The 23,580-nt window shown below is 70.3% G+C and carries 22 protein-coding genes and 2 pseudogenes; 10 read left to right on the top strand and 14 right to left on the bottom strand.

Going from position 1 to position 23,580, the window contains the following annotated elements; genetic code table 11:
* The 4 genes from OO69_RS12370 to OO69_RS12355 form a co-directional block, all read right to left on the bottom strand.
* Positions 1 to 618: ABC transporter permease subunit (locus tag OO69_RS12370; RefSeq protein ID WP_033280548.1), on the bottom strand; the 618-nt coding region annotated here is incomplete at its 3' end.
* A 5-nt stretch (positions 619 to 623) separates the two neighbouring features.
* Complete coding sequence (locus OO69_RS12365) at positions 624 to 1,643, bottom strand: sugar ABC transporter substrate-binding protein (RefSeq protein ID WP_033280547.1); 1,020 nt, start codon at positions 1,641 to 1,643, stop codon at positions 624 to 626.
* Positions 1,644 to 1,924: 281 nt separating this feature from the next.
* Complete coding sequence (locus OO69_RS12360) at positions 1,925 to 2,773, bottom strand: sugar phosphate isomerase/epimerase family protein (RefSeq protein WP_033280546.1); 849 nt, start codon at positions 2,771 to 2,773, stop codon at positions 1,925 to 1,927.
* Positions 2,774 to 2,914: 141 nt separating this feature from the next.
* A complete protein-coding gene (locus OO69_RS12355) occupies positions 2,915 to 3,802 on the bottom strand; it encodes a sugar phosphate isomerase/epimerase family protein (protein ID WP_033280545.1) in 888 nt (295 codons plus the stop codon).
* 141 nt (positions 3,803 to 3,943) lie between these two features.
* On the opposite strand from OO69_RS12355, the gene OO69_RS53520 reads away from it, so the two are divergent.
* The 4 genes and pseudogenes from OO69_RS53520 to OO69_RS12340 all read left to right on the top strand — a co-directional run.
* Positions 3,944 to 4,066, top strand: a complete 123-nt coding sequence (locus tag OO69_RS53520) for a hypothetical protein (protein WP_267885200.1) — start codon at positions 3,944 to 3,946, stop codon at positions 4,064 to 4,066.
* Between the two features lie 156 nt (positions 4,067 to 4,222).
* Entirely contained in the window at positions 4,223 to 4,795 is a 573-nt protein-coding gene (locus OO69_RS12350) for an O-methyltransferase (RefSeq protein WP_033280544.1), read from the top strand.
* 69 nt (positions 4,796 to 4,864) lie between these two features.
* Positions 4,865 to 5,695: a helix-turn-helix transcriptional regulator gene (locus OO69_RS12345; protein WP_033280543.1), complete on the top strand. Its 831-nt coding sequence runs from the start codon at positions 4,865 to 4,867 to the stop codon at positions 5,693 to 5,695.
* A 50-nt stretch (positions 5,696 to 5,745) separates the two neighbouring features.
* Positions 5,746 to 6,585, top strand: a pseudogene (locus OO69_RS12340) (oxidoreductase); the annotation flags it as partial.
* On the opposite strand, the gene OO69_RS50080 reads toward OO69_RS12340, so the two are convergent.
* The 3 genes from OO69_RS50080 to OO69_RS12330 all read right to left on the bottom strand — a co-directional run bounded on the left by OO69_RS50080 (position 6,475) and on the right by OO69_RS12330 (position 9,522).
* Complete coding sequence (locus tag OO69_RS50080; RefSeq protein ID WP_234444414.1) at positions 6,475 to 7,827, bottom strand: cysteine desulfurase-like protein; 1,353 nt, start codon at positions 7,825 to 7,827, stop codon at positions 6,475 to 6,477. The pseudogene OO69_RS12340 and the gene OO69_RS50080 overlap by 111 nt on opposite strands.
* A gap of 211 nt (positions 7,828 to 8,038) precedes the next feature.
* Positions 8,039 to 8,848, bottom strand: coding sequence for a helix-turn-helix transcriptional regulator (locus OO69_RS12335; protein WP_033280542.1), 810 nt, complete (start codon positions 8,846 to 8,848; stop codon positions 8,039 to 8,041).
* A gap of 179 nt (positions 8,849 to 9,027) precedes the next feature.
* Complete coding sequence (locus tag OO69_RS12330; protein ID WP_033280541.1) at positions 9,028 to 9,522, bottom strand: PaaI family thioesterase; 495 nt, start codon at positions 9,520 to 9,522, stop codon at positions 9,028 to 9,030.
* A 92-nt stretch (positions 9,523 to 9,614) separates the two neighbouring features.
* Between OO69_RS12330 and OO69_RS12325 the strand changes: the two genes are divergently transcribed.
* The gene (locus OO69_RS12325) at positions 9,615 to 10,097 is read left to right on the top strand and encodes a winged helix-turn-helix transcriptional regulator (protein WP_033280540.1); all 483 of its coding nucleotides are present in this window, start codon (positions 9,615 to 9,617) and stop codon (positions 10,095 to 10,097) included.
* On the opposite strand, the gene OO69_RS12320 is transcribed toward OO69_RS12325, so the two are convergent.
* On the bottom strand, positions 10,086 to 12,143 hold the full coding sequence (locus OO69_RS12320; protein WP_033280539.1) for a GH92 family glycosyl hydrolase: 2,058 nt from the start codon (positions 12,141 to 12,143) through the stop codon (positions 10,086 to 10,088). The genes OO69_RS12325 and OO69_RS12320 overlap by 12 nt on opposite strands.
* Before the next feature lie 226 nt (positions 12,144 to 12,369).
* On the opposite strand from OO69_RS12320, the gene OO69_RS12315 reads away from it, so the two are divergent.
* The 3 genes and pseudogenes from OO69_RS12315 to OO69_RS53700 all read left to right on the top strand — a co-directional run bounded on the left by OO69_RS12315 (position 12,370) and on the right by OO69_RS53700 (position 14,447).
* Positions 12,370 to 13,623, top strand: a complete 1,254-nt coding sequence (locus OO69_RS12315) for a PQQ-binding-like beta-propeller repeat protein (protein WP_033280538.1) — start codon at positions 12,370 to 12,372, stop codon at positions 13,621 to 13,623.
* 54 nt (positions 13,624 to 13,677) lie between these two features.
* Positions 13,678 to 13,956: pseudogene (locus OO69_RS53705) on the top strand (phosphotransferase); the annotation flags it as partial.
* A 59-nt stretch (positions 13,957 to 14,015) separates the two neighbouring features.
* Positions 14,016 to 14,447, top strand: a complete 432-nt coding sequence (locus tag OO69_RS53700) for a phosphotransferase (RefSeq protein WP_324604552.1) — start codon at positions 14,016 to 14,018, stop codon at positions 14,445 to 14,447.
* Between the two features lie 130 nt (positions 14,448 to 14,577).
* On the opposite strand, the gene OO69_RS12305 is transcribed toward OO69_RS53700, so the two are convergent.
* The 3 genes from OO69_RS12305 to OO69_RS12295 all read right to left on the bottom strand — a co-directional run bounded on the left by OO69_RS12305 (position 14,578) and on the right by OO69_RS12295 (position 17,227).
* Positions 14,578 to 15,714: a DNA gyrase subunit B gene (locus OO69_RS12305; protein ID WP_078652389.1), complete on the bottom strand. Its 1,137-nt coding sequence runs from the start codon at positions 15,712 to 15,714 to the stop codon at positions 14,578 to 14,580.
* A 225-nt stretch (positions 15,715 to 15,939) separates the two neighbouring features.
* Positions 15,940 to 16,431, bottom strand: a complete 492-nt coding sequence (locus OO69_RS12300) for a hypothetical protein (RefSeq protein ID WP_033280536.1) — start codon at positions 16,429 to 16,431, stop codon at positions 15,940 to 15,942.
* A 148-nt stretch (positions 16,432 to 16,579) separates the two neighbouring features.
* Positions 16,580 to 17,227 carry a TetR/AcrR family transcriptional regulator gene (locus OO69_RS12295; RefSeq protein ID WP_033280535.1) on the bottom strand — a complete coding sequence of 216 codons (648 nt, stop codon included), beginning with the start codon at positions 17,225 to 17,227 and terminating at the stop codon, positions 16,580 to 16,582.
* Between the two features lie 151 nt (positions 17,228 to 17,378).
* On the opposite strand from OO69_RS12295, the gene OO69_RS12290 reads away from it, so the two are divergent.
* Complete coding sequence (locus OO69_RS12290; RefSeq protein WP_051800954.1) at positions 17,379 to 18,443, top strand: medium chain dehydrogenase/reductase family protein; 1,065 nt, start codon at positions 17,379 to 17,381, stop codon at positions 18,441 to 18,443.
* Positions 18,444 to 18,490: 47 nt separating this feature from the next.
* Positions 18,491 to 19,081 carry an ester cyclase gene (locus OO69_RS12285; protein ID WP_199810930.1) on the top strand — a complete coding sequence of 197 codons (591 nt, stop codon included), beginning with the start codon at positions 18,491 to 18,493 and terminating at the stop codon, positions 19,079 to 19,081.
* A 14-nt stretch (positions 19,082 to 19,095) separates the two neighbouring features.
* On the opposite strand, the gene OO69_RS12280 is transcribed toward OO69_RS12285, so the two are convergent.
* The 3 genes from OO69_RS12280 to OO69_RS12270 form a co-directional block, all read right to left on the bottom strand.
* A complete protein-coding gene (locus OO69_RS12280) occupies positions 19,096 to 19,530 on the bottom strand; it encodes an NUDIX domain-containing protein (RefSeq protein WP_033280534.1) in 435 nt (144 codons plus the stop codon).
* Between the two features lie 63 nt (positions 19,531 to 19,593).
* A complete protein-coding gene (locus OO69_RS12275) occupies positions 19,594 to 21,348 on the bottom strand; it encodes an RICIN domain-containing protein (RefSeq protein ID WP_051800953.1) in 1,755 nt (584 codons plus the stop codon).
* 56 nt (positions 21,349 to 21,404) lie between these two features.
* Positions 21,405 to 23,561, bottom strand: coding sequence for a beta-galactosidase (locus OO69_RS12270; RefSeq protein WP_033280532.1), 2,157 nt, complete (start codon positions 23,559 to 23,561; stop codon positions 21,405 to 21,407).
* Between the last annotated feature and the right edge of the window lie 19 nt (positions 23,562 to 23,580).

Genomic DNA, 23,580 nt, shown 5'->3' with positions numbered 1-23,580 from the left:
GATCGTGATCTTGACGTCGACACCACCGATGTCGAACGACGCCGCGAAGACCTTCTTGGCCTGGCTGAAGCCGTCCATGTTGCTGATGTCGTCGGTCGCCACGTTGCCGGTGACCAGCTTCGTCACCGCGAGGTTCACACCCTGCAGGATCAGGAAGGTGCCCAAGGTGACCAGGAAGCTCGGCAGCCCGGTCTTGACCACCATCCAGCCGTTGAGGAAGCCGACCCCCAGCGACACCAGCAGCGCGACGATCACACCCACCCATACATTCATGGTGAGTTGATAGCTGAGCATGCTCGCGGTCAGCGCCGACGTGATCACCGCGACACCGGCGGAGAGGTCGAACTCCCCGCCGATCATCAGCAGGGCCACCGGCAGCGCCATGATGCCGATCGTCGACGAGCTGTAGAGGATGTTCGCCATCGCGGCGCCCTCGCGCACGGGCGGAGCGGCGATCAGGAAGAACACGTACACCGCGGCCGCACCGAGGAAGACACCGATCTCGGGACGCGCCAACAGCCGTATCGGCAAAGGTCGTTCAGAGGTCCGCCCGTCCGTCTGCGGGACCGGCGGAGCCGGCGACGGGGAGTCCGTCGCCGGTGCCGTGAGCTGGGTCATGGGCGTCACCGCGTTCCCTTGGCGGCGAACTCGGCGACCTTGGCGACATTCGTCTTGTCGACGAAGGCCGGGCCGGTCAGCACGGGGGCCTGGCCGCCGCCGCTGTAGTTGCCGTTCGTCTTGTAGAGCCACAGCGAGTCGACGGCCAAGTAGCCCTGGAGGTAGGGCTGTTGGTCGATGGCCCACTGGATCTTGCCGGCCTTGATGGCGCCGACCGCGTCCTTGTTGAGGTCGAACGTGGCGAGCTTGGCCTTGCTGCCCGCGTCGGCGATGGACTGGATGGCGGTCATCGCGAACGGGGCGCCGAGCGTCGTCACGTAGTCGATGGTCTTGTCCTGCTGGAGCTTGGCCGTGATCGTCGACTTCACCGACGGCATGTCCGTGCCGTTGACGTTGAGGATCTCGGTCTTGCCGGTGAAGGTCTTCTTCACGCCGGCACAGCGGGCCTCCAGGGCCACCTGCCCCTGTTCCATGATCACGCAGATGGTGTGCTTGGCACCGGCCGCGTTGAGCTTCCGGCCGAATGCCTCGCCGGCGATGCTCTCGTCCTGGCCGAAGTATTCGAGCAGGCCCTGCTTCTTCCAGTCCTGCACACCGGTGTTGAAGCCGACCACGGGGATGCCGGCCTTCTCGGCGGTGGCCATCACGGACCTCATGGCGTCGGGTTTGGCGAGGGTGACCGCGATGCCGTCGACCTTCTGGTCGATCGCGTTCTGCACCAGGTTCGACTGGTTGGGGCCGTTGGGGTCGGACGAGTAGACCAGCTTGACGTTGTCCTTGGCGGCGGCGGCCTGGGCGCCCTTGCGGATCGTGTCCCAGAAGGTGTCACCGGGCGCCGCGTGCGTGATCATCGCGACCGTCATACGGGGAGTGGTGGCCTTGCCGGCCGAGACACCGGAGGTGTCCTCCGAGGACTGCTTGCCTCCGGAACTGCTGGAGCAGCCGGCCACAAGCAGTGCGGCGGCTGCGGCCGCCGCGACGACGGGGACGATTCTGCGGGAGCGGGGGTGGGATGTACGGTCCATCTTTCCGGCACCTCACTGTGCTGCGGGGGAAACGGAGAAGCGGCTGGCCGAGCGAAGGCTGCGGATCACATGCCGTTAACACGGCTGTTGCTTATGACGAGATAGAACCGTCATGCCACCCCGGGGTCAACGCTTGTAATGACATCATTTATCCATCACGACAAGATGTCTGAACAATTTCCCGACCGCCGCTAAAACATGTCCCGTACACCGAAATGGAAATGAAAACAGGGGCGGCGGGAACGACCGTGGTTTCGCTCCCGCCACCCCTGTGGCCCTTTTTAGTTCACGAGTGCCGCGGCACTCCGATATGCCGCCGCGGCGGCCTCCCGCACCGGCAGCGCGCGGTGCGCGTCGGAGAGGATCTCCACGCCCCAGGGGCCCCGGAAACCGGCCGTACGAAGTGCGGCGACGATGCCCGGCAGGTCGAACGAGCCCTCTCCGCACAGGAGTCGGCGGTGGACGGTGTCCTCGAAGAGCGTGCCGACGACCTCGCTGTGTGCGTCGTTGAGTTCCACGCCCACGATCCGCGCACCCGGCACGTCCGCCAGCTCGGCCGGCGGGGTATGGGCGCGCTCGGTGTGCCAGACGTCGATGATGAGGCCGCCCGCGGGGTGGCCGGCGGCCTCCACGAGCCGTAGGCCGTCGTGCACCGTCCTGAGGTTGGACCAGGGCAGCGGTTCGACCCCGAGCCGGGCGCCCACCCCGTCGGCCTGTGCGGCGAGTACGGCGAACTCCTTGGCCCAGACGTCGAGTTCCCAGGGTTCGTCCGCCACGTCGGGGCCGATCTTGAAGGTGCGGGCACCGAGCGCCTCGATGGCTCTCAGCATGCCGACCCGGACGGTGTCCGACGCGGCCCGCCGGGGTCCGTCGGCCCACCAGTCGGTCAGCAGCTCCAGTTCGACATGGCTGATCCCGTTGTCCTCGAAAAGGGACCGGATCCCGGCGATCCCGTATTCACGCTCGGCCTCCACCAGGTCCGCGTAGAGCAGTCCGAAGGCGGTGAATCCGGCGTCGCGCGCCGCCTCCACCCGGTCCCGCAGATTCAACGGACTGCGTTGATCCGCCTCATCGGGAGCCGCGTCGCCCGCCGTGGTCCAGCAGGTGGCCAGAAATTGGTCAGCGGTCATTTCTGTTTCCTGGATCCCTCGTGGTCCGATTCCTGGAGTTCACAAAGAAAAGGCACCCGATCGCTCCGGCATTCTGAAATGGACCTCGCGCATCGGTCAATCCCTCGGAACACATCAAAAGCACATCAGGCCCGCATACGGCTACGCGACACCGCGCAGCACCGAGCGCAGATGCTCGGCACTGGCCCACACGTCCTCGACCGGGCCCTTCGCCTTGGGCTCCTCGGTGAGGATGGTGTCCTGCTCGAGGACGTACCAGCCGTCGTAACCGCGTGCGCTGAGGTGGGTGACGATGGCCTGGACGTCCACGTCCCCGGCGCCGAGCGGGCGGTACATGCCCTTGCGCACGGCGTCGGTGTAACTGAGCTGTCCGTCCTGGACCTTGGCGGCGAGGGAGGCGTCCACGTCCTTCATGTGGGTATGGGCGATGCGCTCGGGGGCCTGCCGGGTGAGCTCGGCCGGGTCGGTGCCGCCGATGAGGAGGTGGCCGGTGTCCAGGCAGAGGGAGATCGCCGAGTGCTCCAGGACGCGCCGGACCTCGTCGCCGTTCTCGATCATCGTGCCGACGTGCGGGTGCAGGACGGCGCGGACACCGCGCTCGGCGGCCAGCGAGGCGAGCCGGTCGAGGTTCGACAGCAGCAACTTCCAGCCGTCGGCGTCGAGTTCGGGGCGGGAGTCGTAGCCGTCTTGGCCGGTGACGGCGGACAGCACCAGCACCTCCGCCTTCGAGGCGTCGTAGCCCGCCAGGAGCTGCTCGGCCTCGGGCAGCGGGTCGTGGCCGGGCACGTGCAGCAGCAGCGGGGTGAAGCCGCCGACTGCGTGCAGGTCGTGGTCGGCGAGGGTGCGGGCCATGGCGTCCGGCGCGCTGGGCAGGAACCCCTCGGGGCCGAACTCGGTGGCGGCCAGGCCGACCTCGCGCATCTCGTTCAGTACCCGCTCGGGCGTCAACTGGTAGCCCCAGCCGGGGACTTCGCACACGCCCCAGGAGATGGGGGCACCGGCGATCCTGTTTTGGGGGGAGGTGGTCATGCTGTGGCCTTTCTGAGATTCCGGTCGGGGTGGGGCGAGGGGCGGGAACCACGTCGGGATGAACGGGCAGCGGCGGGTGGCGGGCCGAACGGGTCGCGGGCGCGCGGCACCGTCCCGGAGGCGCTGGCGAGGTGCGGGGGCATGACGAGGCCGGCCACCGCCGGGGTCGCCGCAGGCTCCATCGCCCTCTCCCTCCAGAAACCCGTCAAGGCCGACCACAAGCGCGCTGATCAGTCGGTCGCCGGGCCGTTCACATGGGCGTAACGGTAGGTGCGGCGCAGGGCATTGTTGAAGAGGTCAAAACCATCATTAATCCTTCATCGGGCACGTCTTTTTTCCCTCATCCGGACTTGACGGGCGGCGGCTGCCGGCGGATAGCTTCACGTGCGCGCCGAGGCGAGTCCGTACTGAAGGGAGTCCGTGCTCATGGCAGAGCGGGCCGTACCGTCCCGTGTGGTGGCCGCGGAGCGTGCCGCCTCCGAGCTGGGCTTCACGTGGAGCTGTATCCCCGAGGTCGGCAGGCTGCTCAAGCTGGCCGCCGCCTCGAAACCGCACGGCGTCGTCGCGGAGAGCGGCACCGGCACGGGCGTGGGCGCCGCCTGGCTGCACAGCGGGCTCGGCGCGGGTGCCCGTCTGGTCACCGTGGAGCGTGACGAGGAGCTGGCCCGGCGGGCCGCCGGTGTCTTCGCGGACGACGACCGCGTCAGCGTCCTCACCGGGGACTGGCGACTGCTGGAGCGGCACGCCCCCTTCGACGTCTTCTTCTGCGACGGCGGCGGAAAGCGCGAGGACCCCGAGCGGGTCGTCGATCTCCTCGCCCCCGGTGGCCTCCTCGTCCTGGACGACTTCACCCCGTCACCGCACTGGCCACCACGTCACGGCGACGAGGTCGACGAACTGCGCCTGTTCTACCTCACGCACCCGTCCCTCGACGCGACCGAGGTACTCACCACCCCGTCCACCTCGGCGGTGATCGCCGCCCGCCGCCCCTGAGATCCGTCCCGCCAAGGTGGGTGCACCAGGGCCACCCTCCCTCCGCGCTTCGCTCCTACGTTGGTCGGCATGGACAAGAACCGGCTGAGCGAGTTCCTGAGGGCCCGGCGCGCGCTGGTGCGCCCCGAGGACCACGGCATGCCCGCAGGGGTGCGCCGTACGCCCGGTCTACGCCGTGAGGAGATCGCGGTCCTGGCCGGAGTGAGCACCGACTACTACGTACGGCTGGAGCAAGGACGCGAGCACCGTCCCTCCTCCCAGGTGCTGCGGGCCCTGGCGGCCGCCCTGCTGCTGAAGGACGAGGAGACCGCCTATCTGCGCGCCCTCGTCGATCCACCGCGGCACGGCGGGCCCCCAACCGCCAGGGAGTACGCGGGCCCACACCTGGTGTCCCTGCTGGACGCCTGGCCGGACACACCGGCCCTGGTCTACGGCCGCCACCTCGACCTGCTGGCCGTCAACTCCCTTGGCGAGGCGCTGTTCTCGTGGCTCGGTGACGAGACAAGCCTGATCAGAGCGATGTTCCTGAACCCGGCCGCCCGGGACTTCTACCGTGACTGGACCGTGGTCGCGCAGGGATGCGTGGCCGCGCTGCGGGCGTCCAACCCCGGCCCCGACGACAGGGAGTTGCGGGCCCTGGTGGATGAACTGTCCCTGGCCGACCGGGACTTCGCCCGGATGTGGGCGCGCCACGAGGTACGGGCCAAGTCGGCCTCGGCCAAACGCTTCCACCACCCGCTGGCCGGCGATCTGACGCTGGCCTTCGAGACCTTCTCCGTGAACAGCGCCCCCGGCCAGCATCTCGTCGTGTACCGGGCCGCACCAGGCAGCGCCGAAGCACAGTCGCTGGCGCTGCTCGGCGACTTCTCGCCCCACCGAATCCCAGGACTTCCGACATGACGCCCGACAAGACCCCCGAACCACGGTCGAAGAGAACGGACAACTCCCGTATGGCGTGCGCTGATTCCCCCGTCTGGTTCATCACCGGCTGCTCCTCCGGCCTGGGCCGGGCACTGGCCGGCGCGGTACTGGAGCGTGGCTGGCGGGCGGTGGTCACCGCCCGGGACCCGCGCGCCGTCGCCGACGTGGTCGCGGGGCACGGCGAACGGGCCCTGCCGCTGGCCCTGGACGTCACCGACCCCGGGCAGATCAGCGCGGCGGTCGCACGCGCGCAGTCCGCCTTCGGGCGGATCGACGTGCTGGTCAACAACGCGGGCTACGGCTATCTCGGCGCCGTGGAGGAGGGCGAGGACGCCGAGGTACGCGCCCTGTTCGACACCAACGTGTTCGGCCTGGTCGACACCACGAAGGCCGTACTGCCGGGCATGCGCGCCCGGCGGTCCGGTCACATCGTGAACGTCTCCTCGCTCGGCGGCCTGGTCGGGTTCGGCGCCACCGGCTACTACCACGCCTCCAAGTTCGCCGTGGAGGGCCTCTCCGAGTCGCTGGCCGCCGAACTCGCCCCGCTGGGCGTCAAGGTGACGATCGTCGAACCCGCCGCGTTCCGCACCGACTGGTCGGGACCCTCCATGCGCCAGTCCGCCACGACCATCGCCGACTACGCCCCCACCGCGGGCGCCCGCCGCACCAGCACCCTGGCCACCTACGGCAACCAGCCCGGCGACCCGGCCCGCGCGGCACAGGCCGTCATCGACGCGGTCACGGCCGAAGTACCCCCGTCACGGCTCCTGTTGGGCCGGGCCGCGTACGACATCGCCACGGCCAAGCTCGACTCCCTCAGGAGCACCTTCGAGAGCTGGCGTGAGGTCACGGTCGGCGCGGACTTCCCGCGGCGGGATTCGATGCCCGGAGCCGACTGACTTCAGGAACAGCTCCAGTCCGGCCAGGAGCCGTTCGACGTCCTCGACGCTGGTGTAGGGCGCGAGGCCGATCCGCAGGCCGCCGGAGTCGCCGAGGCCGAGTCGGCGGGAGGCCTCGATGGCGTAGAAGGAACCGGCGGGCGCGTAGACGTCCCGTTCCGCCAGGAAGCGGGACGCGTCCTGCGTGGCCTGGGCGCCGAAGGCTTCGTCCAGGGTCAGGAGCACCGTGGGCGTCCGGTCGGCCGCTTTCGAGTGGACGGTGATCCCGTCCAGGGCGGCGAGCCCCTGGTCGATGCGCGTACGCAGGGTCTCCTCGTGCTGGTGCAGCGCGGCGAGACTCGCGGCCAGGCGCTCGCGACGACTGCCGCCGGCGTCCGTGTCGAGCCCGGCGAGGACATCGACCGCGGTCCTCGTCCCGGCGAGCAACTCGTAGGGCAGCGTGCCGAGTTCGAAACGCTCGGGTACCACGTCGGAGGACGGCAGCAGCTTGTCCGGCCGCAGGGTTTCGAGCAGTTCGGGCCGGGCGGCGAGGACGCCGTGATGAGGGCCGAGGAATTTGTAGGGCGAGCACACGAAGAAGTCCGCGCCGAGTTCGCCGATGTCGACGAGGGCATGCGCGGTGTAGTGGACGCCGTCGACGTGGACCAGCGCCCCCACCTCATGAGCCAGCCGAGCCATCTCAGTGATCGCGGGCCGGGTGCCGATCAGGTTGGAGGCGGCGGTGACGGCGACCAGCCGGGTGCGGTCGGACAGAACGGCGCGGAGGTGGTCCAGGGTCAGCTCGCCGGTCGCGGGATCGAAGTCCGCCCAGCGGACAGTGGCGCCGACCCGCTCGGCGGCCTGGATCCAGGGCCGGATGTTGGCGTCGTGATCGAGACGGGTGACGACGACCTCGTCCCCGGGCGACCAGGTCGCGGCGAGAGTGCGGGAGAAGTCGTAGGTGAGCTGCGTGGCGCTACGGCCGAACACGACCCCCGAGGCCCGCGCCCCCAGGAGATCGGCCATGGCCTCGCGCGCCCCGGTGACGATGGCATCGGCGTTCCGCTCTCCCGCGGTCACCTGGCCCCGGTTCGAGAGCGGGTTCGCCAACGCCTCGGTAATGGCCTCGATGACCGGCCGCGGCGTCTGCGTACCACCGGGACCGTCGAAATGAGCGGGCCCACCACTCAGGGCAGGAAACAGGGCGCGCAGAGCGGAAATGTCGTAAACCACGGAAGTGAGCTCCTGTCGATGCCGTGAACGGGCCTCGGGGCCCCGGGTATCCACAACGATCATCGGACATCGAGGGCGTTCGGGGCAGTGGGCGGGGCGGGCTGCACACGCTGAGGCACACCCGTCAAGGACCGGCGAAGCCAGGTCCCACAGGGGCGCGGGGAACCGCGCGACCAGCCCCCACCGACCCGCACCCACTGGACAACCCAGATCAACGCCCCACCCGCCGAGGCAGCAACCCCATCTCCTGCGCCCGCAACACCGTACTCACCCGATCCCGCGTCCCCAGCTTCCGATACACCCCCTCCACATGCTTGTGCACCGTACGCACGGAGATCCCCAGCCGACGAGCAATCGCCGAGGCCGTCATCGCATCGGCGAGCAGCAGCAGAACGGCGACCTGCCGAGGCGTGAGCCGAGAGTCCGCCGGCATCTCCTCCCGCGTCTCCGGCGAAGCCGCCGTCGCCCGCCAGCGCTCAAGAAGTTGCCGCTGCTGCTCCACACCGGCCAACAGGGGCTGCAACTCCTCGGCGGCCCGCACCTGGTCCTCGCTGAAGTCCGCGCCCGCGCGGTACACAAGGCACCCAGTGACCGGGGTACCCGTGCCAGGCAGAGGTATCGCCAGGACGTGGTCGGCGTCCATCAACCGACTGATCGTCCCCGCCGTACGGCTCCGCGCCCACCCCTTCCCCGCCATCCGATACGCGGTCCCCGGCCGACGGACGCCACCGCCACCGGCACCCGCCCCGGCGTAGTGATCCGCGAAGGGATACCCCCGTCGCAGCACCGCCATCGCATCGTCGTCGATCCGCCCGAGGTGCGCCGCGGCGGCAGGCGACAGGCCCATCGAGCCACTCCGGTCCGTCCACTCACCGAGTTTGTAGATCAGCGCCTCGCCCCCGCACAGCCCCGGCAGCGCCGCGGCCACCAGCGGCCACAACCGCTCGGGTTCCCGTTCGTGCAGCGCCGCCACCGCGACCGCCAGCATGCGTTCGTACGCCCCGGCAGGCCCGCCCGTCATACGCCCTCACGATCCCGCGTGTGTCACGTCCACGTACGTACTTCTCCCCATACCACCACGGCCGCCGCGCCCGGCAGACTGCACACCATTCCGCCAGCGCCTGCGACCGTACGGATCAAGGGAGTTGACGGTACGGATCCGCCTGCGCGGGGGACAGGCGGATTTCCGCCGTTCCGGGGTCAGGCACCCGGGACGGGGAACAGCAGGCAGCTGCTCGTGGCGTGCGCGAGCAACCGGTCCTTCTCGTCGAACAGTTCGGCCTGGGCGAGCGCGGTACGCCGTCCGCCGTTCAGCACGGTCCCCACGGCACGGACGCGCCCGGTGTCGGCCGTGATCGGGCGCAGGAATTTCACGGTCAGGTCCAGCGACGTGTACCCCATGCCCTGCGGCAACGTGGACTGCACCGCGCACCCGGCCGCGGAGTCGAGCAGCGTGGCGTAGACCCCGCCGTGCACGCTGCCGATGGGGTTGTAGTGCTCCTCCCCCGGTATCAGCGAGAACACCGCGCGCCCGTGCTCCACCTCGTCGAGCGTGAAGTTCAGGGTGGCCCCGATGGGCGGCGCGGGCAGCCGCCCGCCGATCAGTTCCCGCAGGAATTCCAGCCCCGTGGACTGTCCTACGGCGGCTGCCGAGACCCCCGGGTCCTCCCACTCGTACGTGCGTGACCGTCCCATACGGCGCTACCTCCCAGCTGGCTTCCTGAAAAGAAGCTAGATGTGCCCGCAGCTGACTGTCAATGACAGAGCCAGGTGGCTACGCTGGCCGCATGGAATGGCTCGACGTGAGCACGGAGAACTGCCCGGTCCAGAGCACGCTCGATCTCGTCGGCGAGAAGTGGACCCTGCTGATCCTGCGGGACGCGTTCATCAGGGTCCGGCGCTTCGACGACTTCCGGCGCCATATCGGGCTCTCGGACGCGGTGCTCGCCGACCGGCTCCGCAAGCTGGTGGCGGCCGGGATCCTGACGACGGTGCCCTACCAGCAGGCGGGGAGCCGCACCCGGCACGAGTACCGGCTGACGAGCAAGGGCCGCGACCTGTGGCCGATCCTCATGGCCCTGCGCCAGTGGGGCGAGACGTACGCCGCCGACCCCGAGGGGCCGGTTCTCGACGTACGGCACACCGAGTGCGGCGCGCCGGTGCGGGTGGTGGTGGAGTGCGACGGGCCGCACGGTGCGCTCAAGCCGACCGAGGTGACGGCCGCTCCCGGCCCCGCGGCCCGTCCCGTGCGGACTCCGCTATCGACGTGAGTGCCCGCGCGCCCCGGCGCCGACCGTGAGCGAGGTGCCGTCGCCCCGGTGGACGGTGGCGGTGCTGAACAGGGGCTCCGAGCGGGCGAGTTGGGCGGTGCCGGGGACCTCCGGGTACAGGCCGAGGCTCGCCCACACCGCCCAGGACGACATGGCGCCGAGGTCGTCGTTGCCGATGAGTCCGCCGGGGGCGTCGGTGAACAGCGTGGACAGCGCGCGGTGGGTGACGGCCCCTGCGCGGTCGGCGTGGCCGACGGAGGCGTAGGCCCAAGGGGTCCCGAACGAGGGCTCGTTGCCGAGGTAGGCGTAGGGCTGGTCGGCGCCCGCGTTGAGGTTGCTGAAGAAGGTGTCGAGGCGGGCGGTGACGGCCGCGTCACCCCCCATCGCCGCGAACAGGCCGGGCAGGTCCTGCGGCACCATCCACGTGTACTGCGCCGCGTTGCCCTCCACGTACTCCGTCTTTTGGGCCGGGGTGAAGGCCGGCCAGGTGCCGTCGGCGGCCCGGGGCTGGATGTACCCGGTCGCGGGGTTGAACAGGTTGCGCCAGTTCCCGGAGGCCCGCAGCAGGGTGTCGTAGGACGTCAAGTCACCGAGACGGTAGGCGAGTTGGGCGAGCGCGTAGTCGGCGACGGCGTACTCGAGGGTGGTCGAGACCGAGCCCCAGACGCCCTTGGTGCCGGCGGGGACGTAGCCGAGGGTGTCGTACTGCGTGTGTCCGGGACGCTGGCGGTTGTCCTGGCGGTCCGCAAGGGCCGTACGCAGCAGGGTGGTTGCGTCGAAGTCGGTACCGCCGAAGGCGTGGATCGCGGACGCGATGGCGGGCAGCGGGTCGCCGACCATGACGCCGCTGCCGCCGTTGGCGAGGGTCCAGCGGTCGAAGTACCCGGCCTGCAGGCCCTGGTTGAGGACGGACTGCGCGATGTCGGAGGCCTCGCGCGGGGCGAGCAGCGCCAGCAGCTGGACCTGGCAGCGGTAGACGTCCCAGCCGGAGAAGTTTGCGTACTGGACGTGTCCGGCCCGGGTGCGGTGGACTACGCCGTCCATGCCGGTGTAGCGGCCGTCGGTGTCGCTGAAGACGCTGGGGTGCAGGAGGGCGTGGTAGAGCGCGGTGTAGAAGACGCGGCGCTGGGTGTCCGTGCCGCCGCCGACGGTGACGCGGTTGAGCCACCCGTTCCAGTCATCGCGCACGGCCTGCCGGATCGTGTCGTACGACTGCGCCTTCTGCTCGTTGAGCGCGTTGCGGCGGGCGCCCTCGACGTCGACGAAGGAGACGCCGACCCGGGCGGTCACCGTGCGCACGCCGGGGGCGAAGGTGACCATGGCCGAGCCCGCCTTGCCGTCGGGGTGGGTGGCCTCGGCGAAGGGCTGGTCGAAGGTGGCGTGGAAGTAGAGCCGGTAGCGGTTCTTGGACTTGCAGAAGGCGCCGCTGTCGCTGTACCCGGAGAGCGTGTCGGCGCCGATGTCGACGGATCCGGTGGCCGCGGTGAACGCCTTGGCCGCGTCGATGCTCACGGCGGCGGGGCGGGTGTCGCTCGCCGGGTAGGTGAAGCGGGCGATGCCCGAGCGCTGGGTGGTGGTGAGGTCGGTGCCGATGCCGTTGTCGAAGGTGACGTGGTAACTGCCGGGCGCCGCCTGCTCGTTGGCGTGCGAGAACGTGGCGTACGCCGGCGGTGCGGTCTCCTGCGTGGGCATGAAGGGGACGTTGCCGTAGGCCGCGCAGCCCGCTCCGGAGATGTGCGCGAGGCTGAAGCCGCGGATGCGGTTGTCGCCGTAGGAGTAGCCGCCGTGCTGGTACGTCACCGTGTCGGGGCTCCACTGCATCCCGCCGAGCGGTGCCGAGGCGCCCGGGAAGGTGTTGCCCGCGCCGCCGCCGTGGCCGAAGTCGGGGCCGCCGGGGGCGGTGCCGACGAACGGGTTGACGTACCGCGCGAGATCGTCGACGGCCCGGGGCCGGGACGTCCCGTCGGCCCGGACCGGGGCGGCGGCCGCTCCGGACGCCACGAGCACCGAGGCCGCCAGAGCGGCCCGAAGCAGGGGAAGTCGCACCACGTTTCTCCAGCCAGACAGGGGATCCGCCGCCCGCGCGGCGCCGGACCGCGAGTGTCCCCAACGCGGCCCCACCTGCCGTGCCGCCACACCGTCCGGCTCGGAGGACCAGCCGGTCGGGTCATCACTCCGCCGTCTGTCGCGGTCGCCGACAGGGTGTGCGCTGACGTGGTGCGTGCGACGCGGCGTCTGGAAACATGGGCGCCTCACACGACGGGGGTGGCTGATGCGACGGGTTCGGATGGCGCACGGGGTGATGGGTGCGGTCCTGTTCGGGGTGATGGCGGTCGGCTGTTCGGGCTCCGGGGACGCGCGGTCCGCGGAGACGACGACCGCGTCCCCGTCCGCCTCCGCGTCGGCCTCCGCCGCGACGCAGAGCTCCGGCGGCGCCCAGGGCCCGTGGCGTGCCTGGACCAAGGACCTCTCCGGCTCGGAGGGGGTACAGGTCTGCGGTGCCACGGCCCACCAGGTCGTGTGCGCCACCGGCGCGGACGGTTTCGTCGGGCGGTCCCGGACCGACGGCGGGGTCACCTGGACCGTGCCCACCACCACCTCCGGCAAGAACCTCGGACTCGTCGTGGACAAGGCCGCCGAACGCGCGGTGACCAACGGCGGCCGCACCCTGCGCGCCGCGAACCTCCGCACCGGCAAGGCGGCCTGGTCCCGCCCGCTGCCCGCCGACCGCGTGTACACCCAGTTCGTCACGGCAGAGGGAATCGTCTACGCGCTCGACGCGTGGACCAGTTTCGACCGCGAGCCGAGCGTCGCGCTCGGCGCCTACCGGGAGTCCGACGGTACGACGCTCTGGCACAGGACGGTGGACGCCAAGCGCTCCGAAAGCCCGGCCGCGTTCGGCGGGCGCGTCTACACGACCGATTCCTCGAAGGTCACGGCGCGCGACGCCCGCAGTGGCGACGCGCTCGCGACCACCACCCCGGGCACCAAGTGCCCGCACCTCATCGCCGGCGGCGGCTACCTCGTCTGCTCGGGCAGCGCGTACACGACCGAGGACAGCTTTCCGCCCCTCCAGCGGCTCGACCCGGGCGACCTCCGGCCACTCGCCACCGCCAAGGCCACCGACGACAAACCCGAACGCGCTCTGATCTCGGCCGACGGTGTGCTGATGCTCTTCGAGGTCAGTCCGGAGGATTCCAGCGCCGGGGACTGGAACGCCTACGACCTCAACCACCCGAAGAGACTGTGGAGTTACTACACGAGCACGGATCAGGTCCGCCTGGTCGGCGGGCGGCTCCTGACCTTCACCCCCCGCAACGACCGTGCCACCCAGGGACACATGATCAGCATCGACCTGCATGCCGGACCGCACGCGAAAGGTGCTGCCGCACCCCGCATGTCACCGGCCTACCCGGAGACCGTGGGCAGCGCGTACCCGGCGTTCGTCCTGCCGGGAGGCGACCCGGACTACGTCGTCATCGAAACGATGGTCCACCACATCCTGCGGTCGCTGCCACTGCCCTAGGAACAGGACGAAGGGGTGGCCCAGTGGCATGCGTGGTGCGGCATCACCGCCGAGATGCGGCGGCTGACCATCGGTACACAGGACGGAGACACCCGTCACCTCGTGCTGCGGACCTTCGTCGACCCGTACTTCGTGGAGCACGCCGAGGACCTGCTGCACCGCGAGGCCGACGCCGTCGCCCTGCTCGCGGACACCGACGTGCCGGCTCCCGCACCGGTCGCGGTGGATCCGGGCGCCGCGCACTGCGAGTACCCCTCGCTCCTCATGACCCGTCTGCCGGGCCGGACGGTCCTCGCCGACGAGGGACTGGAGGCGCGTGTCCCCCTGCTGGCCCGGCAACTCGTGGCGATCCACGCCCTGCGCCCCGCCGACCGGCCCCAGGAGTACCAGGCGTGGACGACCGCCGACGCCGTCGTCCCTCCGCACGGCGCCGACGCGGTGGCCTGGGCCGCGGCGACCGACGTCATCCGCAAGCCGCGCCCCGGTACGAGGGACGGTTCCTGCACCGGGACTTCCACCCCGGGAACGTGCTGTTCGACGTGCCGTCCCGCAACGGGGCAGGTCTCGGCATCAGCGGCGTCGTCGACTGGGTGCAGACCTCCTGGGGACCGGCGGACCTGGATGTGGCGCACTGCTCCACCAACCTCGCGCTGCTGCACGGCCCTGCCTGGGGTCTGCGGTTCCCCGAGGCGTACGAGGAGGCAGGCGGGGTTCTGGCCGCGGCCGCGGGCGGTTGTACTGGCGGTTGCTGGACGCGCTGGCGTTCGGGTCCGGTGTGGGGCCGGTGGCTCAGCCGTGGCGGGAGGCGGGGCTGGGCGAGCTGACGACGCGGGCTGTGGAGGAGCGGCTGGACGCCTACGTCATCGCCCTGTTGGAGGCGGTGAGTTGAGCCGGTGCGGGGACTGGTCTCCCGCACCGGCAGCCGAGTCGTTCCGGACGGACCGCCCGCGGGTGTCAGTCCTGGCCGCTGTCTCGTACGATCCCGGCGACGACGCGCGCGGCCCGCTCCGGCCGCTCCTCGAACCAGGTGCCGAGGTGTTCCCGGACGGCCTCCGCCACGCAGACCCGCACGTCGGTGTTGCCCAGCAACGTGCGGGTGGCGCCGAGGTATTCGGGTTGGTCGAGCTTCACCGACACGACCGCGGTGAGCCCCTCGACGATACGGTCGGTGCGGGCATCGAGGTCGGACGCGCCCGGCAGCTCCCGTTCCCGTGCGAACGCGGTGACCGCGTCCACCACTCCCTCGCGGAAGCCGTCCAGATGCGTACCGCCCTCGTGAGTGGCCAGGCTGTTGGCGAAGCCGCGTGTCTGCGCGCTGTGGGAGTACCCCCACAGCAGGGCCACTTCCATCGTCCCCGCCATTCTCGTGTCCTCCCGCTCGAAGCCGAAGACGTCCGCATGGGGGCACGCCCCCGCTTCCGCGTCGAGGGCGGCCACGAAGTCCCGTACTCCGTCCGGGAATTGGTACAGCACCCTCCGAACCCCGTTCGCCGGGCGTTCATCGGTCAGCGAGACGGCCAAGCCCCGGTTGAGGAACGCCAGTTGACGGAATCGCTCCGCCAGCACGGGGAACGAGAGCCATGTCGTCTCGAAGATCTCGGTGTCGGGCCAGAAGGAGATGGTCGTCCCCTCTCCGGTCAACGGCCCCTCGGCGTCGGCCTGTTCGACCTCGACACCGCGCGCGTACTCCTTGGCCCATCGGGTCCCCTCGCCCCGCACCTCGGCCGTGAGCCGACTCGACAGGGCGTTGGAGACGAAGAGCCCCATGCTGAAGGGGGCGACGACCGCGGTGTGCCGGCCGATGGGGCCGGGAACCAATTGGAAACTGGTCAACTGCGCTTCGAGGTCCGGGCCATGGGGCCCACCACCTCCCGTCCCGTCGTCGGCGACCCGCACACCGCCGTCCGCCGTGAGCGTCACGTCGACGGAGCCGGCGCGGCCCGCCAGGACCTCGCCCACGGCCCGGTCGACGACACCCAACACGAGGGTGTACAGCCCGCGTTCACCGGTCGAGCCGACGTACATCCCGGGCCGCTTCCGGACGGCTTCCCAGCCTTCCAGCACCTTGATGTGAGCAGCGTCGTACTCCATACCTTCCGCACCCACGAAGACCCCTCCCACGGCGTTCGGTTGATCACCCCAGCGTAGGCGGATTCAAGGAAAACACCAGGTCAGAGCCACTACGCCGAGGCCGCACACGGGCAGGTGAAGACGTGCCGGGAGGCGGGCGGCGCAGCCGTCGCGCACCACACCCGGAGCGTGTCCGAGGGCCCGCCGAAGCCGCGTACGACCCCGTTCCGGGCACCCCTGGGGGCCTCAATTCCGGTGTTTCGCTATGTCCTTCAGCAGCGGTCGGCAGCGGGTGAACTCGTCGCGTCCGACCGTGAGTCGGCGTCCCCCGGCGGTGATGGCGTACGTCGTGGGAAAGATCGGGTTCCTGGACAGTCGTCGGACCTCGGTGACGTCGCGCCAGGCACAGACCGTCTCGCTGCCCGCGCCGTAGGTCTCGACCACCCCGCCCTCGAAGTGGACGATGCCGCCCTCGGAGTTCCGCGACACGACGCGGGCGGCGAGCGACATTCCGACGATCATCCCCAGGCAGATGACGACCCCCGCGTACGTCTTGCCGGACACGCCGTCGTCGACGGTGTCGATCACGACGACGGGCAACAGGAAGGCCACGAAAACGCAGCCTGACACCCCGAGGACCCACGCGCCGAACCGGGAGCGGTCGTAGACGGCCTTCAGCTCACCGAGCCCGGCCTCCCCGGCGGCACGCACCGCCGCGTCACGTGTCTCCTGGCTCATCCTCGACATCGCGCCCCCGCCAACCGGAATGGCCATCAGTCCGTCTTCGACCCGCCTGCACCGTCGCACGGCGGAAATACCCCACCGGCGCCCGGCCAACCGGAGACGCGGAAGCGTACGGGAATCACGACCGTCGCACCTCACCGGCCTACGACGCCGACAGCGCGGCCAGTTCCGAGTCGAAGAACATCTCCGGGTCGAACCCCATGCCCGTGAAGTGGCCCGCCAGTTCCAGGGACAGGACGCCGTGCAGACGGGTCCAGAAGGTCAGGGCGCGGTGGAGGGCCGCGGGTGGAGCGGGGTGGTCGCCCGCCCAGTGCCGATGGGCCTGCAGGTCGACCTCGAACGGGGTCGTGGGACCGTCAGCGGGCAGCTCCGTGCTCGCGTCCAGCAAGGCCGCCATGATCTCGGACGCGATGCCGGTGATGTCGTCGGGCGCGTGGTAGCCAGGGACGGGTGTGCCGTAGATGAGGAAGTAGCGCTGCGGGTCGGCGTGGGCCCAGTCGCGCAGGGCGTGGGCCAGTCCGGGCAGGTCGGTGCCCGACTCAGCGGCCGTGCGGAAGGTGGCGGCGAGGCTGCGGTAGGCGTCGCGGATGAGTTCGGTGATCAGGTCGTCGCGGCTGGCGAAGTAGCGGTAGAGGGCGGGGCCGCTCATGCCCATCCGCTTGGCGATCGCGTTGAGGGAGAGCGCGGAGGCGCCCGCCGTGGCGATCTGTTCCCGCGCGTGTTCCTTGACCTCCGCGCGCACCTGGTCGCGATAGCGCTCGCGCGGGGTCTTCGTGCCCGTTTCCGCCATGACCGGCCGCCTTCCACTCCCACTCGACTACATGTTCACGCTTCAGTTAGAAGCTATCACGATTGCTATTGACGACCCCTTCTCGCGTGAGTTACAACTTATAACGAAAACGAAAGCACCTAGCTCGCAGCGGATCGCAGTGGAGGTCACCATGAACAGCACCGACGACACGAACCACGTGGACAACACCACCGACGCACTCGTCGAGGTCGTCCTGCCGGGCAAGGTGGAGCCGGAAGGCCTGGAGGTCCGGCACGGGGCCGTTCCGGTCGCGGTCCCCGGCCAGGTCGTGATCCGGATGGAGGCGACCGGGGTCTCCTTCGCCGAGCAGCAGATGCGCCGCGGCAAGTACTACGACCAGCCCCCGTTCCCCTTCGTCCCCGGCTACGACCTGGTCGGCACCGTCCAGAGCACCGGCGCGGGCGTCGAGCCCGGCCTGGTCGGCACCCGCGTGGCCGCGCTGGTCAAGGTCGGCGGCTGGGCCAGCCATGTGCTGGTCGACGCGGCCGACGTGGTGCCGGTGCCCGAGGGGATCGGCGCGGCCGAGGCGGAGACGGTGGTCGTGAACGGCATCACCGCCTGGCAGATGCTGCACCGCAAGGCCCGCGTCCGCGCCGGCCAGACGATCCTGGTGCACGGTGCGAACGGCGGGGTGGGCACCGTCCTGGTCCAACTCGCCCACGCCGCAGGGGTGCACGTGATCGGCACGGCGTCCCCGCGCCACCACGACGCGCTCCGCGAGCAGGGCGTGGAGCCCATCGACTACCGCACCCCGGACCTCGCGGCCCGCGTCCGCGAGCTCTCCCCGCGCGGCGTGGACGCCGTCTTCGACCACGTCGGCGGCCCCAGTGTCGTCCGGTCCTGGCACCTCCTCGCCCCCGGCGGCACGCTCGTCTCCTACGGCAGCGCCTCCACCCGCGACGACGAGGGCTCCAAGCAGCTGCCCGTGCTCAAGATCCTGGGCCGGGTCTGGACGTGGAACGCGCTGCCGAACGGCCGTCACGCCTACTTCTTCAACGTCTGGGCCGGGCGCGCCCTGAACAAGAACAAGTTCCGCGCCCAGCTCCGCGCCGACCTCACCCAGGTCTTCGCGGCCCTCGAGCGCGGTGAGGTCAACGCGCAGATCGCGGCCCGACTCCCGCTCGCCCGCGTCTCGGACGCCCTGCGCCTGGCCGAGTCCGGCACGGTCACCGGCAAGGTCGTCCTGACGCCGTGACGCACTCCGCCCTCCCCTCTCCCTCACCTCTCTCGGAAGGACCTGCCATGACCACCGTCGCGCCCGCCCGCACCACCCGCCGTCCCCGCGCCCGGCTCCTCGTCCCGGCGGCGCTCGCCGCCCTGGTCTGCACCGCCATGACCGCCAGCGCCTCGGACGCGTCACCCAAGTCCCCCTCGACGACGGCGATCACAGCCGTCCAGAGCCACCACGAGGGCGCACAGCGGCCGAAGGCGATGCTCGACGACTGGCTCCGGCTCTGGAACGGCGACTACGACCGGGCGACGGGCATCATCTCCCCCGCCTTCCGCGTCCACGCCGCACTCCTCGACGGCGGCGACGGCAGCTCGATCCGGGGCGCCGACGGGCTGGTCGCGTGGATCAAGCAGACCCGCGCGGCGTTCCCGGACCTGCGCTTCACCGAGCAGGTCACCCCGCTGGTCGACGGTCGTTACGCGTCCATAAGGTGGACCGCCACCGGCACCTACGCGGGCGGTTTCCCCGGCGCCAAGGCCGAGCCCGGGACCGTGGTCACGTTCACCGGCACCGACACACTCCGGATGCGGGACGGCAGGTTCGTGGAGTACTGGGTCAACACCGACACCCTCCAACTCCTCACCCAGCTCAAGGTGTTGTGACCACCGTGCGGGTGTCAGGCGCCCCAGGTCTCGACATGCGCGAGCACGAAGTCGGCCAGCTCGGCGGGCTGGAGGTTGAGGGCCGCCACGGCCGGACGGTTCAACGCGACCCGGACCGGTTCGAAGAGGCCCGTGTCGGGGTCGTCGAGTTCGGGACCATGGCGGAGGTCCAGGTCCATGTCCACCAGATCGGCGAGGAAGTAGTGCTGGACGACGGTGCTCGTCCCGCGCGGTTCGGTCAGGGTCAGGACCTCGGTGGCGGGACCGATCGTGGCCCCGATCTCCTCCAACGCCTCGCGGCGCAGGGCCGCTTCGAGGTCCGCGTCCTCGGGCTCGACGCTCCCGCCGACGGTCGTGCAGTACGGATCGCCGCCGGGCCAGCCCCGCTTCAGGAACACCAGATGACCGTCGTCGAGCAGCACGACCCGCGCCTTGTGACGAACCCTCATGTCCCCAACGGTACTGGGCCGACCGGCAGTTCACCCCGGAAGCCGGCCGACCCGTCCTCCGCTCTACCGCACGAGCTTCCACTCCTGCGAACCGTCCGCCGCCGTGTTCTGCAGGGTCAGCGACGCCCCGTCGGACGCACCGGTCAGGTACAGGCTCGTGTTCTTGACCGCCTGCAAGCGATAGAACCCGTCACCGGTCTTCACCAGGTTCCAGCTGCCGGTGGCACTGTTGTCGACCCACTGTCCGATCCGCTGTCCGACCGTCGCGTTGCCGGTCCAGATCGCCGCCGCCCGGCCGCCCGCCTTGTTCAACAGCGTTACCCCACCGCCGGGTTCGGTCACCACGTGCCAGTACTGGGTGTCCCGGTCCGCAGCGGAACCACGGGCTTCCAGGACGACATCGGGGACGTCCCCGTTGCCGATGTTCGCGTCGTTCGACTTCCCGCCGGTGCCGATCACCTGACCGGTCTTCCGGTTCACCAACCGGTAGTAGGCCCCCTTCGAGCGCCCGAGGTCGACCTCGGCGTAGGCGATCGTCGAAGTCCCCTGGTTGTTGAGGATCGCGATGCGTCCGGTGCCATCGACGTACTGCAGATCGCGGCTGTATCCGGCCCGCGAGGTCGTCTGGTACTCCTTCCAAACCCCGTCGCTACGACCGCTCTTGTTGACCCAGACGTTGCCACTGCCGGCCGCGTTGTAGACCAGGCCTCCCCCGGGCAGCCTGATGACGACAGGGCTGCCACCCGTCGCGAGCGGATGGGAACCGGTGTCGACGGGCAACGAGGTGACGGCATCGCCGGTCGCCGAACTCCGGTAGAAATCAAGCGGGTTGTCGGCAAGCAGGTACCGGGTGTTGGCTCCGCCGCCCCAGTACTCGTACGTGAGCAGCCACTTGCCGTCCGTGGTTCGCACGACGTTCGTCATGCCCGGCCGCCCGCCGCCGATCTCGGTCTTGCCGTCGCCCATGCTCTGGGTCAGTCCGGCGACATCGACGACGGGTCCACTCCACTGGGCGCTGCGGCCGTTCCAGGTGCGGTGGGCGAGGATCTGTCCGTGTGAGTCCGTGGCGGTGTCGTTGGCGGGGTCGCGGGTCGGGACGCCGGTGGTCGCGTCGAAGCCGGTGTAGTCGTTCTCGTCGGAGTAGTAGCAGACGAGTTGGCCCTTGTAGACCATCAAGTACGGCTCCCAGATGGGGTCGACCTGCTGGTACGTGTTGGCCGTGGCGACGTTCCGTCCGATCGCGCCCGCGCTGCCGCCCTGCCAGCCGCCGGTCGCGATGACGTTGACGACCTTCCAGGACGCGCCGCCGTCGGTGCTGGAGTACAGCGCGATGGCGAGGTCGCTGCGGTCACCGTCGTTGGAGGGCGTCCAGTTCGGGTCGGCCGCCTTGTGTTCCTTGTAGTACGCGTCGTCCCCCGACACGACACTCGCCAGGAGCAGCGTGCCCCGCCTCAGCTTTCCGACGTTCTGCGGAAGCGTGTAGAGGTAGGGGTTGGTCCAATTGCTGGTGTACTTCGCGTACTTGGGGTCCTTGGAGAGATACGCGGGAGCCTTGACCTCCGACAGCGGCTGCCAGCTCGTCCCGTGGTCGTCGCTCTTGTACACCGGGAGCGTCTGCCCGTCGGCACTGCCCGTACCCGACACAACGGTGGACTTCTCGAACGACGCGACCAGCCGCCCGCCGGGCAGTTGGGCCGACTTCGGGTAGACGGCGCAGTTGCCCCGCCCTTTCAGACACGGCTCGCTGCCGAGCTGATAGAGGATTCCGCCCGTCGGGTTGTACGCCTGCGCACCGGTGGCCATGGGCGCCGCCAGCATCGCCGCCGCCCCGACGAACGTACCCAGCGCCTTCACCGCTCTGCTTCTTCGCACAGCTACTCCTTCGCGTCGATCGGGGAAACGAGTACGCGTACGTCCCACGGGCCGAGCTCCAGCACCGCGCCCGTGGGGAAGGCCGTGCCGTCCAGGCCGTCGGCGAGATCGACCGGGACAGCCGAACGGGCGTGCTCCCAGCTCCAGTTGTGGACGATGTGCACGCGACGACCGTCGGGCGAGGTCCCGGTCGTCGCCGTCACGGACGCGGGCAGATCGCCCCACCCGCTCCGGGCGGCCGGGGCCAGCCACTCGGCCAGCGCGCGGGCGAGATCACGGCCGGGCACGGTGCCGACGTACGTGACCTGCCCCTCCCCGTGACGGCGGCTGGTCACGGCGGGCCAACGCCCGAAGTGCGGGTGCTCGTACGTCGCGAGGACCTCGGCGTCGGCGACGGTCAGGCCGTCGGCCCAGTGCGTCGCTGTCGCGGTCTCCGGCAGCGCGAGCGGGCTGCCGGGCACGGGTCGCACGGGCACGGCCTGCGCGAGGTTGCTGAATTCGTCGTACGACACTCCCGCCGCGTCGGTGAGGCGGGCGGGGGCCGGTTCGTGCCGGGCGCGTGCCTCGTGGTCGGCGTAGCCGGTGCGGGGGCCGAGGACCAGGTGACCGCCGGCCCGCGCGTAGGCGGCGAACCAGTCGAGCGTGGTGTCGTCGGCCAGGTACAGGGCGGGAACTACGAGCACGGGGTGGCGGCGGGCGGCCTCTTCCGGGGCCACGCCTTCGCGTTCGCCGCGCGGGTCGTGGAGTTGGCGGGCGTGGACGACGCGGACCTGGCGTCCGGCGTCGAAGGCGCCTCGGTAGAAGGGGTCGAGGATGCGGTGGTAGGCGGCGGGGTCCGGTTCGCCGTCCGGGGTCGCGAGGGGCGGGTGCTTCTGCATCAGCCACTTGCTGGGGGTGGAGTAGACGATCGTGATGTCGGCGTCCGGTTCGAGACCGGCGACGAGCGGTCCTAGCGCCTCGAACTCCTCGCCCAGCCGGGCGAGTTCGGCGTAGGTACGACCCGGTCGGCCGCTGTGCGGGAGGACGCCGCCCCAGTAGGTCTCGGCGCCGAAGCGCAGGGTCTGCCACTGCCAGTACTCGATCATGCGGGCCCCGCGGCCCACGAGGGCCCAGGCGGCCTGGCGCCACTGGCCGTCGTAGGCGGGGCGGTTGTCCCAGGCCATGCCGATGGAGTTGGCGTTGGTCTCGGTGACCAGGAACGGCTCCTGGCGGGAGGAGAACATCCAGTCGGCGGTCTGGTAGAGCGACCAGACGCCGGTGGTCTTCCACTTCTGCTCGTGGGTGTCCGGGGTCGGGTCGGGCAGGAGCAGGCCGTCCTGCATGTCGTAGTACGGGTTGCCCGTGGCGATGTCGAGGCGGTCGGTGAGCTCGTCGTCCTCAACTGCCGGGCGGGTGTAGGAGATACAGGTCGTGACGAAGTGCTCGGGGCGCGCGTACTCGCGGACGATGTCGGCCTGCCAGCCGATGAACTCGGTGCACTGGCGGGCCTGGAACTCCCGCCAGGCGACGTCGTATTGGGGCTGTACATTGCCGTCCGGGGTCCACAGGTCGGCCCAGGTGGACAGCCGGTGGGACCAATAGACCAGGCCCCACTCGCGGTTGAGGGTCTCGACGTCGCCGTACTTCTCGCGCAGATGGTCGGTGAAGCGCTGGAAGACGCCGTGGTTGTGGAACAGCTCCAGGCCCGGTTCGTTGTCGACCTGGAAGCCGATGACGGCCGGGTGGTCGGCGTACCGGGCGACGACCTTCCGGATGATCCGCTCGGCGTGGAAGCGGAACGCGGGGTGGGTGAAGTCTACTTCCTGCCGGGCGCCCCAGCCGATGCGCTCGCCGGTGCGCCGCTCGCCGGTGATCTCCGGGTACTGACGGGCCAGCCACGGCGGTACGGCGTAGGTGGGGGTGCCGAGGATGACGGAGATGCCGCGTTCGTGGGCACCGTCCAACACCGGTTGCAGCCAGTCGAGTTGGAAGCGACCATTCTCGGGCTCCCAGGTCGACCAGACCGACTCGCCGATCCGGATGACGGTGAAGTGCGCCTCTGCCATGAGGTCGAGGTCGGTCTTGAGCTGCTCGTCGGGCCGTACGTCCGGGCCGTACGCGGGGTAGTACTCGTGGTAGTAGGCAGCACCGAACAGAACGCGGGCGGGCAGATCCGCCATGGACAAACCTCCGGAGTAC

This window comes from Streptomyces sp. NRRL F-525 (assembly GCF_000716605.1).
Classification (GTDB): Bacteria; Actinomycetota; Actinomycetes; order Streptomycetales; family Streptomycetaceae; genus Streptomyces.
This window is presented reverse-complemented; position numbering and strand designations above follow the sequence as displayed.